Origin of the sequence: Pseudomonas sp. PDM27 (assembly GCF_019219205.1) — a bacterium.
Classification (GTDB): domain Bacteria; phylum Pseudomonadota; class Gammaproteobacteria; order Pseudomonadales; family Pseudomonadaceae; genus Aquipseudomonas; species Aquipseudomonas laurylsulfatiphila.
Window position 1 is genome coordinate 49031 of sequence record NZ_JAHUWF010000018.1, and the last position, 13026, is coordinate 62056.

10 protein-coding genes and 3 pseudogenes are annotated in these 13026 nt (G+C 63.1%); all 13 read left to right on the forward strand.

Features of this window, described 5'->3' with window-relative positions; genetic code table 11:
• Positions 1-31: 31 nt before the first annotated feature.
• Entirely contained in the window at positions 32-892 is an 861-nt protein-coding gene (locus KW838_RS27730; protein WP_056727353.1) for an ABC transporter permease, read from the forward strand.
• Positions 889-1695, forward strand: coding sequence for an ABC transporter permease (locus KW838_RS27735; RefSeq protein WP_218504186.1), 807 nt, complete (start codon positions 889-891; stop codon positions 1693-1695). Before KW838_RS27730 ends, KW838_RS27735 begins: the two co-directional genes overlap by 4 nt.
• Positions 1688-2767: an ABC transporter ATP-binding protein gene (locus KW838_RS27740; RefSeq protein WP_007976116.1), complete on the forward strand. Its 1080-nt coding sequence runs from the start codon at positions 1688-1690 to the stop codon at positions 2765-2767. Before KW838_RS27735 ends, KW838_RS27740 begins: the two co-directional genes overlap by 8 nt.
• A 32-nt stretch (positions 2768-2799) precedes the next feature.
• The gene (locus tag KW838_RS27745) at positions 2800-4083 is read left to right on the forward strand and encodes a glycosyltransferase (protein ID WP_218504187.1); all 1284 of its coding nucleotides are present in this window, start codon (positions 2800-2802) and stop codon (positions 4081-4083) included.
• Complete coding sequence (locus KW838_RS27750; protein ID WP_053161121.1) at positions 4076-4444, forward strand: cupin domain-containing protein; 369 nt, start codon at positions 4076-4078, stop codon at positions 4442-4444. The genes KW838_RS27745 and KW838_RS27750 overlap by 8 nt, the downstream gene beginning before the upstream one ends.
• A 166-nt stretch (positions 4445-4610) precedes the next feature.
• On the forward strand, positions 4611-4955 hold the full coding sequence (locus KW838_RS27755) for a cupin domain-containing protein (RefSeq protein WP_007976122.1): 345 nt from the start codon (positions 4611-4613) through the stop codon (positions 4953-4955).
• 5 nt (positions 4956-4960) lie between these two features.
• A complete protein-coding gene (locus KW838_RS27760) occupies positions 4961-6028 on the forward strand; it encodes an aminoglycoside phosphotransferase family protein (RefSeq protein WP_218504188.1) in 1068 nt (355 codons plus the stop codon).
• Entirely contained in the window at positions 6015-7523 is a 1509-nt protein-coding gene (locus tag KW838_RS27765; RefSeq protein WP_218504189.1) for an aldehyde dehydrogenase, read from the forward strand. Before KW838_RS27760 ends, KW838_RS27765 begins: the two co-directional genes overlap by 14 nt.
• Positions 7524-7562: 39 nt before the next feature.
• Positions 7563-8030: pseudogene (locus tag KW838_RS29685) on the forward strand (NTP transferase domain-containing protein); the annotation flags it as partial.
• Between the two features lie 294 nt (positions 8031-8324).
• The gene (locus KW838_RS27770; protein WP_256358994.1) at positions 8325-9803 is read left to right on the forward strand and encodes an aldehyde dehydrogenase family protein; all 1479 of its coding nucleotides are present in this window, start codon (positions 8325-8327) and stop codon (positions 9801-9803) included.
• A 935-nt stretch (positions 9804-10738) separates the two neighbouring features.
• Complete coding sequence (locus tag KW838_RS29690; protein WP_256358990.1) at positions 10739-10864, forward strand: hypothetical protein; 126 nt, start codon at positions 10739-10741, stop codon at positions 10862-10864.
• A gap of 440 nt (positions 10865-11304) precedes the next feature.
• Positions 11305-12159 (forward strand): annotated as a pseudogene (locus tag KW838_RS30025) (cache domain-containing protein); the annotation flags it as partial.
• Between the two features lie 324 nt (positions 12160-12483).
• Positions 12484-13020 (forward strand): annotated as a pseudogene (locus KW838_RS30030) (methyl-accepting chemotaxis protein); the annotation flags it as partial.
• Positions 13021-13026 lie beyond the last annotated feature (6 nt).

Sequence of the window (13026 nt, forward strand, 5' to 3'; positions counted from 1 at the left end):
GCCTCTGTCCTGAGGCGGGAGGATAGGGTTAATGAGTGCTTTGCATGCTGACAGGCGTCTGTCGGCCTGGCTTCTTGCGCCCGGCTTTGGCTGGCTGCTGATGTTCCTGGTGATTCCGTGCCTGCTGGTGCTGGTCTACAGCTTCGTCGAACGCGGTGCCTACGGTGGCATCGACTGGTTGTTCACCTGGGAAAACTATCAGCGCGCGTTCGATCCGCTGTACCTGGGCATCCTGCTCAAGTCGGCGAAAATCGCCGGGCTGGCCACGGTGTTCGCGGTGTTGATCGGCTACCCGGCAGCCTATGCGATTGCCCGGGCGCCACGGCGGCGCCAGGCGGTGTACCTGTTCCTGGTGATGCTGCCGTTCTGGAGCAATTACCTGATCCGCACCTACGCCTGGATCGTCCTGCTCAACCGCGAAGGCCTGATCAACCGTCTGCTGCAAATGCTCGGCTACAGCGGCGAACCCATCAGCCTGCTGTACACCGAGTCGTCCGTGGTGTTGGGGCTGGTCTACAACTACATCCCCTTTGTGATCCTGGCGATTTTCTCGTCGCTGTCGCGGATCAACAACGAACTGTGGGACGCCTCGAAAGACCTCGGCGCCTCGGGCTGGATGACCTTTCGCCGGATCATCCTGCCGCTGAGCGTGCCGGGTATCGCCGCCGGTGCGGTGTTTGTCTTCGTGCTGAGCATCGGCAACTTCATTACCGCCGACCTGCTGGGCGGCAAGCAGGTGCAGATGGTCGGCAACCTGATCTATTCGCAGTTCCTCACGGCGCGGGACTGGCCGTTCGGTGCGGCGCTGAGCTTCTTCCTGATCGCGATCATGTTGATCCTGTTGTTCATCCAGGCCCTGGTGGCCCGTCGTGCAGAAGGGGCGCGCTCATGAGTCAGCCACGTTCTGTCAGCGCCACCGTGCTGGGTTCGCACCTGGGGCTGGTGTACGCCTTCCTTTATATACCGATCCTTGTGTTGATCCTGCTGTCGTTCAACAAGTCCGGGTTGCCCACCGCCTGGGGCGGCCTGTCGCTGAAGTGGTACGCGGCGCTGGCGCACAACACGGCGATCCTGTCGGCGGCGCTCAACACCCTGATCGTCGCCTTGTCGGCCACCTTCATTGCCTGTGTGCTCGGCACGTTCCTCGCGCTGGGCATCGAGTTGCGCCGCAAGGGCAATGACAAGGGCCAGGTGGTCGACACCTTGCTGATGGCGCCGATGATCATTCCCGACATCGTGCTGGCGATTGCGCTGCTGAGCTTCTTCAACCTGCTCAAGGTTGGACTGGGCCTGCACTCGATCATCATCAGCCACGCCGTGTTCAACATCGCCTTCGTCTGCGCGGTGGTGCGCACGCGGCTCAAGCACTTCGACTATTCGATCCTCGAAGCTTCGATCGACCTCGGCGCGAGCTGGTTCACCACCTTCCGACGGGTGCTGCTGCCGGTGATTTTCCCCGGCGTGCTGGCCGGTGGATTGCTCTCGTTCACCCTGTCAGTGGACGAATTCATCATCGCCTTTTTCAACTCAGGCTCCGGCCAGGCTTCGACCACGTTGCCCATGCAGATCTACGCCATGATCCGCTTCGGCGTCACCCCGGAAATCAACGCTCTGGCGACGCTGGTGATGCTGGTCAGCATCACCGCGCTGCTGGCTTCGCAGCGTCTCAACAAGGCTCCTCGCACCCATGAATAATTCATCTGCGGTATTGATCCTGGACAAGGTCAGCAAGTCTTATGGCAACGGCCTGGCGGTCAACGAGGTGTCGCTGAGCATCCGCGAGAACGAGTTCTTCGCGCTGCTCGGGCCGTCCGGCTGTGGCAAGACCACGCTGCTGCGCATGCTCGCCGGTTTCGAGACCCCCAGCGGTGGCTGCATCTACCTGGACGGCAATGACATCTCGCCGCTGCCGGCCAACAAGCGTCCGCTGAACCTGATGTTCCAGTCCTATGCGCTGTTCCCCAACATGACCGTGCGCAAGAACATCGCCTACGGCCTGGAAATGGAGCGCCTGCCCGAAAGCGAAATCCGCCGGCGGGTCGATGAGGTGCTGAGCACTGCGCAGCTGGGTGAGCTGGCCGAGCGCAAGCCCGATCAGCTGTCCGGCGGCCAGCGTCAGCGGGTGGCACTGGCCCGGGCGCTGGTCAAGCGTCCACGGGTGCTGCTGCTCGACGAGCCCTTGGGCGCCCTCGACAAAAAACTACGGGAAAAGATGCAGCTGGAACTCAAGCGCCTGCAACACGAAAGCGGCATCACCTTCATCATCGTCACCCACGATCAGGAAGAAGCGCTGGTGATGTCCGATCGCATGGCGGTGCTCGACGGCGGCAAGGTGTGCCAGTGCGGCAGTCCGTCGGAGCTGTACGAGAACCCCAACAGCCGGTTTGTCGCCAACTTCATCGGCGTCAGCAACCTGCTCGAAGGCGTGCGCTCGGGCCAGCATTCGGTGCGCGTGAATGGCCAGGAGTTGAGCGTGGAAACCGACGCGCCGCTGGTGTCCGGCCAGTCCGTCGCCGTGGTGGTGCGCCCCGAGCGCCTGCAAGTGCTGACGGAGCAGGGCAGCGATTGCCCGAATCAGGTCAGCGGAAAAATCGTCGAAGTCGCCTACCACGGCCTGGACACCAACCTGCACGTGCAGACCGCCCTCAGCGACAAACCGCTGATCGTGCGCGTGCCGTCCTCACAGTTTGAATTCGCCCATTTTGCAATCGACACGACCATCCGGCTGGGCTGGCAGGCCCGGCATGCCCGCGTATTGACACGCTGAACAATAAAAAGACCAGGCAGGAGCAGCACTCGATGAAACAGAAAGTGATCGCATTCTTCCCCGAAGCCGCCTACGGCCCGGCGCTGAACTCAGTGGGTATCGCCCAGGCGTGTGAAGCCCTGGGCCATAAGGCGGTGTTCCTCACCGACCCGGGCATGAGCGGTGTCTACGCCGGTTATGGTTTCGAGGAGCACATGGTCAACATGTCGGCACCGATGCCGGCCGAAGAAATGGCCCGCTACTGGGTCGACTTCATCAACGGCCACATCCCGAATTTCCGCAAGTCGCCGCTGGAGCAGATCGACAACTACGTCAAGGAGTGCTGGGCGGCCATCGTCGAAACCGCCAAGTGGGCGCAAAAGGACCTGCCGGCGGTGCTGGACAAGGTCAAGCCCGACCTGATCTGCGTCGACAACGTGATCCTGTTCCCGGCGATCAAGCAATACGGCAAGCCGTGGGTGCGGATCATTTCCTGCTCGGAAAACGAGATCGAAGACCCGGATATCCCGCCGCACCTGTCGGGCATGAGCATCGACGACAAGGCCGGCCACGCGCAATTTCGCCAGCGCTTCGAGGAAGTGGTGGGGCCGATCCACGAGGACTTCAATCGGTTCCTCCAGGCCCACGGTGAAGCGCCTTATCCGCTGGGCACCTTCTTTGAAGCCTCGCCCTTCATGAACCTGCTGCTGTACCCGGACGCGGTCAAGTTCGACCGCCGCAATCCGTTGCCGGCCGAGCGTTTCCATTACCTGCAAGGCTGCGTGCGCCACGACACGCCGTACGAAATTCCACCGTTCCGCGCCCACAACGACAAGCCGCTGCTGTACGCCAGCTTCGGCAGCCTCGGTTCCGGCGATGTCGAGTTGCTCAAGCGCCTGATCGAGGCGGTAGGCAAGCTGCCTTACCGGGCGTTGTTCAACGTCGGCGAGCACCTCGACGAATACACCGACCTGCCGGACAACGTGCAGATTTCCAACTGGTTCCCGCAGCCGTCGGTGATCGCCCAGGTCGACGCGGTGATCCATCACGGTGGCAACAACAGCTTCACCGAGTGCCTGTTTTTCGGCAAACCGGCGATCGTCATGTCCTACGTCTGGGACGGCCACGACAACGCCATGCGCGCCGAAGAAAGCGGCCACGGTTTCAAGCTCGACCGCTACGAATGGAGCGAAGAACAGCTCGCACAAAAACTCCACGCCTGCCTCAACGACGAGGCCATGCGCCAACGCCTGCAGCGCACCAGCGCGCAGATGCAATCCCGCAAAGGGCCGCAAGACGCGGCCGCGATTCTCGACAAGGTGCTCAACGATGCCTGATTCATCCACCACGGCGGGTATCACGCCGTACCTCGAAGCCGTCAGCAGCCGCACCGACCTGGTGGACTGGGGCGTGCAGAGCGACGCCGTCGAAGGCGTCTCGCACTCCAGCGGCCGCTTGCTGTTCAAGGGCCCGAACAACAGCCCGGAAACCGGGTTGTGGGTCTGCACCCCCGGGCGCTGGCGGCTGTCGATTCCCCGGGACGAGCTGTGCCACTTCATCGCCGGGCACGCCACTTACCGCAACGACAACGGCGAAGTGATCGAAGTACGGCCCAACACCCTGGTGCTGTTCCCGGCCGGCTGGACCGGTGAATGCGACGTCCGGGAAACCTTGCGCAACGTGTACATGCTGGCTTGAGCCTGCCCTTTGTGGGAGCGAGCTTGCTCGCGATGGCGCAATAACATTCAGCATCAATGTTGACTGACCCGCCGCCATCGCGAGCAAGCTCGCTCCCACAAGGATCGCGGTGTTCCAACCCTTATCTGATCGGCATTGGGCCAACGGAATTTTTTGGAGAAGATGAATGACTACCCCGTTTCTGTACGACCCGCTGAGCATCACCGACGTCAAGGATTGGGGTGTGATCCCGACCATGCTCGAAGGCGAATCCCGTGTTTCCGGCGTGGTGCTGCACAAAGGCCCCGAAGGCCAGTCCGAATGCGGCATCTGGATCTGCACCCCGGGCAAGTGGTTTTGCCATGTCACCAGCGACGAGTTCTGCCACTTCCTTGAAGGCCGCTGCACCTACGTCCACGAGTCCGGCGAAGTGATCGAGATCAAGCCTGACACCGCCGCCTTCTTCGGCAAGGACTGGAAGGGTGTGTGCACCGTCCACGAGACCATCAAAAAGGTCTACATGATCCGGTGACTGCCATGACAGATGCACTGGCGTCATCGCCAACCCGTGAAGACCAGCGCGCCGCCTTTCTGGCACGCGCCGGTTTCGCTGGGGCCCCGCTGGTGGCCTTGCCGGCGGATGCTTCGACCCGGCGCTATTTCCGCCTGGACGGCGCCGGCCTGTTGCTGATGGATTCGCCGCCCCAGAGCGAACCCATCGGCCCCTTTGTGCGCATCGCCCGGCAGTTGCAAGGGCTGGGGCTGTCCGCGCCGGCCTTGCTGCAAGTAGATGAAGTGGCGGGGCTGGCGCTGATCGAGGATTTCGGTCACGACACCTACACCCGGCTGCTGCTGGCCGGGCATTCGGAGTCGGCATTGTATCACCTGGCGGTCGATACGCTGGTGGCCTTGCATCGCGCAGCGCCCGCGGCGGAACTGGCGCCTTACGACGCGCAGCGACTGGCGGACGAGTGCGCGCTGTTCATCGACTGGTACGTGCCTTTACTCGTCGGCAAAGAGGCGGCACAGGGTCTGCGCGAAGAGTATCTGGCGCTGTTCGCCGAGGCTTGTGGTGACGTTGCCCAGCGTCGCGAAGCCCTGGTGTTGCGCGACTTTCACGTCGACAACCTGATGCTGCTGCAAGGCCGCGAAGGTGTCGCCGCCTGCGGCTTGCTGGATTTCCAGGACGCCCTGGCCGGGGCGGCGGCCTATGACCTGATGTCGCTGCTCGAAGACGCCCGGCGCGATGTGCCCGAGGCGTTGCGTGAGGCACTGATCAGCCATTACCTGTTGCAGCGCCCGGAGCTGGACGCGTTGCGTTTTCTCGAAGACTACCGGCGCCTGGCCGCCCAGCGTCACGCCAAGGTGCTGGGGATTTTCGTGCGCCTGGCCGGCCGTGACGGCAAGCACGGTTACCTGGCGCACCTGCCGCGCACCCTGGATCTGTTTGTCCGCGCCCTGGAGGCCGAGGCCTTTGCGCCCCTGCGCCAGTGGCTCGACCGGCATGTGCCGGGCTGGCGAGAAGAACTGCCCGCCACGACCCTGGCGATATTGCGTCAAACCCCTTATCGATTGGTTCAAGGATCATCCCATGGCCACTTTTAACAGCGATTCTGCCTTGCGTTTCATCAACCCCGAGTTCCTGCCGCTGAGCGATGGCCGCGTGCGCCAGGTGCTCGATCCGGCGACCCTGCAACCGGTCGGGCAAGTCGGCGTGTGTGGCGAAGCCGATGTGCAAGCCGCCATCGATGCCGCCACCGCCGCGCAAAAACAATGGCGCCTGGTGGATGCCAAAAGCCGCGCCGCGCGCCTGCATCAACTGGCCAATGCCATCGAGCAGAACCTGGCGTGCAACCGTGAAGTCGCACGCCTGATGACCCTGGAGATGGGCAAGCCATTCCCCGAGGCCATGGGCGAACTGGCCAACTGCGCGCCGATCTTTCGCTACTACGCGGAAATGGCCCGGGACGATGCCGGCAAGGTCGCCGGCACCACGCAGATCGGTTCCTTCCAGCACGTGCGCTACGAGCCCTATGGCGTCAGCGTGCACATCATGCCGTTCAACTTTCCGATCCTGCTGATGTGCTGGACGGTCGCCGCGTCGCTGGCGGCGGGCAATGCCTGCCTCATCAAGCCGGCGGAAGCGACGACCCTGTGCACCCTCAAGTTCATGGAGCATTTCCGCGCGTTGTTGCCGGGACTGGTGTCCTGTGTGCCGGGCGATGCGGTGACTGCGCAGCTGCTGGTGCAGTCGGCGCAGACCCACGCGGTGGCCTTCACCGGCAGTGTCGCGGCGGGCAAGGCGGTGGCCGTGGCCTGTGCCGAACGGATGAAGCCTTGCGTCATCGAGGCCGGTGGCAGCGATCCGTTGATCATCTCGAGGCATGCGCCGCTGGATGTCGCAGCGGCGGGTGCAGTGACGGCTGCATTCCATCTCAGTGGGCAGATCTGCACGTCGGCCGAGCGCTTGTATGTCGTGGACGAGGTGCATGACGAATTTGTCGCGAAGTTCGCCGAGCGCACCCGCGCCCTGCGCATCGGCCATGGCCTGGAGCGCTCGGAGATCGGGCCGATGGTCAGCGAAGCGGCCCGCAATAAAGTCATGCGCCTGGTCGATGACGCCGTGGCCAAGGGCGCGAAAGTGGTGTGTGGCGGGCGGATTCCACCCCAGCACACGGTCGGCTGGTTCTATGAGCCGACCATCCTCACCGGCGTGACCGGTGACATGGCGATTCTTCAGGAAGAGTGCTTTGGCCCGGTGGCGGCGATCTGCCGGGTCAGCGATTTCGATGAGGCGGTGCGGCTGGCCAACGACTCGCCGTTCGGCCTCGGGGCCTCGCTGTTTTCCACGGACCTGGCCGAAGCCATGGAGGCCGCCGAGCGGCTCGAGGCGGGGATGGTCTGGGTCAACAATCCGCTGATCGACAACGATGCGCTGCCGTTCGGTGGCTGGAAGATGTCCGGCCTTGGGCGTGAGCTCGGGCGTCAGGGGCTGGAAGCGTTCCGCCGCTCGAAAATGGTCATCATCGATCACCAGCCGAAGATTCAGGACTGGTGGTATCCCTACGCCGACGATGTGTTCTATCGCGATCCGGCCTGAAGCCCGGATGCACACAGGAGGATCGTGATGAGTGACAACATGGGCGGGTCGACGCTGGCGGTGATTCTCGCGGCCGGGCAGGGCAAGCGGATGCAGTCGCCGCTGCCCAAGGTCTTGCACCCGGTGGGTAACCGGCCGCTGCTCGGCCATGTGCTGGCGGCGGTGGAGGCGGCCGGTATCGAGCAACGGGCGGTGGTGGTGGGCGCGGGCGGCGGGCAGGTGGCTGAGTACCTGCAGCAGGTCGCACCGACGGCACAGGTGTTTACCCAGCACGAACAACGGGGCACGGCCCATGCGGTACTCGCCGCCCGACCGGCCTTGCAGGTCCAGCAGCAGGGCTATGTGCTGGTGCTGTTTGGCGATTCCCCCCTGATCACCCCGCAGACCTTGAACCGCTTGCGCAGGGCGTTGATGGACGGCGCGGCGGTGGCGGTGGCGGGTTTCCACACCCAGCGGCCGGGACCCTACGGGCGGCTGCTGGTGGAGCAGGGGCGTTTGCGGGCGATCCGCGAAGCCAGGGATGCGAGCCCGCAGGAGCTGGACATCAACTTCTGCAATGGCGGCGTCATGGGTCTGCGCGCCGATACCTGCCTGTGGTTGCTGGAGCGTATCGGCAACCGCAACGCCCAGGGCGAGTATTACCTCACCGATGCGGTGGCGCTGGCCAACGAGGCGGGGCTGATGGTGACTGCCGTGGAGGTGGAGGAAACCGATGTGCTCGGGGTCAATGACCGCGAGCAATTGCAGGTCGCCGAACAGCTGTACCAGCAGCGTCGGCAGCGCAGGATCAAGGAGTGTCCCATGGGTGACTATCAACGGTTGTACATCGGCGGCGAGTGGGTTGCCCCGGTTCAACGCGGTGTTTTCGATACGCTCGATCCGAGTGACGAGTCGGTGCTGGCGCGGGTCGCTTCTGCCACGTTCGAAGACGTCGACCGGGCGGTGGCGGCCGCGCGTTCGGCGTTTGATGAGGGGGACTGGCCACGCTGGTCCGGCGCGCAACGGGCCGAGGTCCTGCGCCGTATCGCCGAGGGTATTCGCCGCCGTCAGGACGAACTGGCCGCCATCGAAGTGCGCGACAACGGCAAGCCATTGCCGGAAGCATTGTGGGACATCGCCGACACCGCCGGTTGCTTCGACTTCTATGCCGGGTTGGCCGAGCAGTCGGATCAACAGGGTGAACAGGCGATCGATGTGCCGGATGCGCGCTTCACGTCATCGGTGATCAAGGAGCCGGTCGGTGTGGTCGCAGCGATCATCCCGTGGAATTTCCCGATGCTGATGGCTTCGTGGAAAGTGGCCCCGGCGCTGGCGGCAGGTTGCACCGTCGTGCTCAAGCCATCGGAGCTGACCCCATTGACCGCCCTCGAACTGGCCGGCATCGCCGACAAGGCAGGGTTGCCGGCCGGGGTACTGAACGTGATCACGGGTCTGGGACGCGAGGCGGGCGCGCCGCTGGCCAAACACCCGTATGTCGACAAAGTCGCCTTCACCGGCAGCGTACCGACCGGGCGCAAGATCATGCAGGCGGCTGCCAACGACATCAAAAACATCAGCCTGGAACTGGGCGGTAAATCACCCTTCGTGATCTTCGCCGACAGCGACATCGAAGCCGCCGTGGAGTGGATTCTGTTCGGGATCTTCTGGAACCAGGGCCAGGTCTGTTCAGCCACTTCGCGGGTGCTGGTGGATCGCGGGTTGTACCCGGCGTTGCTCGAGCGCCTGATTGCTGCGACCGAGCAGATTCAGATCGGCCAGGGTTTCGAGGAGGGGGTGAAACTCGGGCCGTTGGTCAGCCAGGGGCAACTGGACAAGGTGCTGGCGGCCATCGCAGCCGGTCAGCAAGAGGGCGCGCGGCTGGTGTCGGGCGGTGGCCGGCCGGGCAATCTGGAAAAGGGTTACTACCTGACGCCGGCGATTTTCGCCGATGTCCCCGAGGACAGCTCGGTATGGCGTGAGGAGATCTTCGGCCCGGTGGTGTGCCTGCGTGCCTTCGACACGGAAGCCGAAGCGATCCGTTTGGCCAATGACTCGCCGTTCGGCCTGGCGGCAGCGGTGATGTCCCGGGATATCCCGCGTTGCGAACGGGTCGCCCGTGGATTTCGCGCCGGTATCGTCTGGGTCAACTGCTCGCAGCCGACCTTCGTCGAAGCGCCGTGGGGCGGCTACAAGCAGAGCGGCATCGGTCGCGAACTGGGGGAGTGGGGCTACAACAATTACCTGGAAACCAAGCAGATCACCCGCTACAACGGCGAACCCTGGGGGTGGTACCTGAAGTGAACGCGGGTTGGCAGGTGCCCCGCGGCGCTCTCGGGTTTATCGCGAGCAGGCTCGCTCCTACAGATGGCATTGGCCGCGGGCGAAAACACAAACCCTGTGGGAGCGAGCTTGCTCGCGATGGTCGTCAACGATAACGCGGGTTGGCGGTTACCCCGCGGCGCTCTCAGGTTTATCGCGAGCAAGCTCGCTCCTACAGATGGCATTGGCCGCCGACGAAAACACAAACCCTGTGGGAGCGAGCTTGCTCGCGATGGTCGTCAACGATAACGCGGGTTGGCAGGCACCCCGCGGCGCTCTCGGGTTTATCGCGAGCAAGCTCGCTCCTACAGAAATGGGGCCGCGGCTATCCCCACACATGGGGTATTCCACCCACCTGACCGGGCCTTTTTCACCAAACTTGCGTCTCGCCTGGCACACCGTCAAACAGCTTGTTCATTAACGTGGACTTTTTCTTGGCCCCGTAGTGATGGCTCATTCGTTGCTTAACCCCTTGGTACCCGCAACAGGTTTCGTCCCGGACATCATGGAGACGGCGGGGCTTCCTGATTCGGCATGACGCGAGAGCTATTACATGTACGGCGCAAAAGGGAGAACTGGTGATGGCTTCCACGACTAAATCCATTGCTCTGATCACGAAAAGATCGACACACCGTTATACGCAACTCGCTCAGTTGAGTCTGATGGTTATCGCGTTGTTGATGATGCTGACGTTGTCCGCCGTACTGGCAATGGAGTTGACCCTTTGAGCGCTCTGACCTGCCGTCGCCGATGACCGGGCAGGTCGAATGAAAGCGGGTGGGCCAGCCTGTGAATGACCCAGCCGATGGAACTGCACACCATTCTGGCAATCGAATCCTTTACGGGCGAGACAGGCGTCGTAATGGCTACGCATTCGCATTGAACGCCCTGTATGGCTGTAAAGCCGGGAGGGTTGCATGGGTAACAGCGCGATGGTCAAGTTCTTTGCGGGCTACCTGTTCGTGTGCGCCCTGCTGGCATGGGCAGTGACCCAGGCGTCGCCCTGGATTGCCTCGCACTTGCTGCTCAACTGGATTCTCTAGCACCGCCCCCCGGTTTCCCCTGACGCATTCTGGCGGCAGACGAACGGTCATTTGCATTGCACTGTCACGGTGCGCCTCTATATAGTGGCATAACAACATCATCCCCTGATCAGCGGAGCTGCATTCACATCGTTGGGCGCTCTGGCTGACGCCTTGCCCAATAGAGAATGTGCATGCCTAACCGCTCTTTACACTTCAAGTTGTTCTGGACGGCCCTGACTGGAACAGTGGTCGTCATGGCGCTGCTCCTGGGCTCCATTGCCTGGATCGCTTATGGCACGTCGGTAAAGGAAACCTCTGCGCTGGTCGAGACCATCGTCAAGGCCAATGCCAAGGAAGTCGAAGTTGAACTGGGGGCCGGTTTCACCGTGGCCGAGTCGCTGGCCAGTGTCGCCACGGCGATGCAGCAACAGCACGTCGAGCGTGGGGCTGCCGATGCCATGACGCGCCAGTTGCTCGAGGCCAATCCGAACCTGTTGGGCCTGGGGCAATACTGGGAAGCCAATGCGTTCGACGGCAAGGACAGTGACTTCGTCAACCAGCCGAACCACGACGCCACGGGCCGTTACCTGACGTACTGGAATCGCGCGAACGGCACGGTGAAGTCCGAGCCGCTGAGCGGTTACGCTCCGGAGAATGCCGATAACCAGTACTACTACCGGCCGCTGCACACCCGTCAGGCATGGGCGACCGAGCCCTACGTCTACAGCACGGGCAACGGCCAGAAGGTGATGCTGGTATCGATCATGGCGCCACTGTTGCAGGGTGGCAAAGCGCTGGGTGTGGCCGGTGTCGATATTCCGCTGGAAAACATCAACCGGCAGTTGGCGAAAATCGATGCCTATAAAGGCTACGGTGCACTGGTCTCCAGCGACGGGCTGTACGCCAGCCATCCCGATGCCAAGCGCCTGGCACAACCGGCCGACGATTTGCCGGCTGAAGCCAAAAGCGCCATCAAGGCCGGCCAGCCCTATCATTTCGAGCGCGATGGCTGGGGCTATGTGCTGCAACCGGTGCGCATCGGCAAGACGCCGAACAGTTGGGCGTTGATGGTGGCCTATCCGCTGGCCGAAGCCATGGCCGGCATCAATCACTTCCTCTATACCGCGGTGGTCATCGGCCTGGTGGCGCTGCTGGCGCTGGCCATTGTGCTCTGGCATTTGCTGGCATGGCAGATTCGTCCGCTGTCGGGCCTGACGGTCGGTATCCAGGCCTGGGGCGGTGAACTGGGCCTGCGTTTCGAACAACGCAGCGGCGATGAAACCGGCAAGCTGGCCGGGGCGTTCAACCAGTTCATCCAGCGCCTGGGGGACCTGGTGGGGTCGATCCGCCACAGCAGCGCGACGCTGATGCAGATCTCCACGCACCTGGGCGACACCACCCAGGCGGTGGCCGAGCGCGCCACCTCGCAACACACGGCCACCGAGGAAATGGCCAGCGGCGTCACCGCGCTGGCGCACTCGGTGACGGAAATGTCCCAGCAGGCCGAGGACGTGGAACAACTGGCGCGCAATACCGAGATGCTGACCACGCATATTTCCGGGGACATGAGCCAGACCCTCGCCGGCATCACCCACATCGACCAGACCATGGATGTGGTGGCGGGCGCCGTGGGCGACCTGGAAAAACGCTCGCAGCAGATCGCCGGCATCATCGCGGTGATCCGCAGCATTGCCGACCAGACCAATTTGCTCGCGCTCAACGCGGCGATTGAAGCGGCGCGGGCAGGGGAACAGGGGCGCGGGTTTGCGGTGGTGGCCGATGAAGTGCGGCAACTGGCCGAGCGCACCAGCCGTTCGACCGGGGAAATCGGCGAGATGATCGGGGCCATTGGTTCGGACGTGCGCAACACCGTCGCCAACGTGCAGCAGGTCGGTGAGGCGGTGCGTCAGGGTGTCGTGCAACTGACCACGTCGGCGCAGGGTGTGGACCAGATCCGCCAACATGCCCGGGACATTTTGACGCGCATCAGCGAAGTGGCGCGCCAGACCCAGAGCCAGGCCGCGACGGGGGAGCAATTGTCCGTCGCGATCCAGGGTGTGAGTCGCATTTCCGAGCAGAATGATCACGCGATCCGCAGCCTGCTCGATCAGTCGTTGCAACTGCGCGACCAGGCCGGTTCGCTGAACCGGCAACTGACCCAATTCAAGGATTGAGCCAGT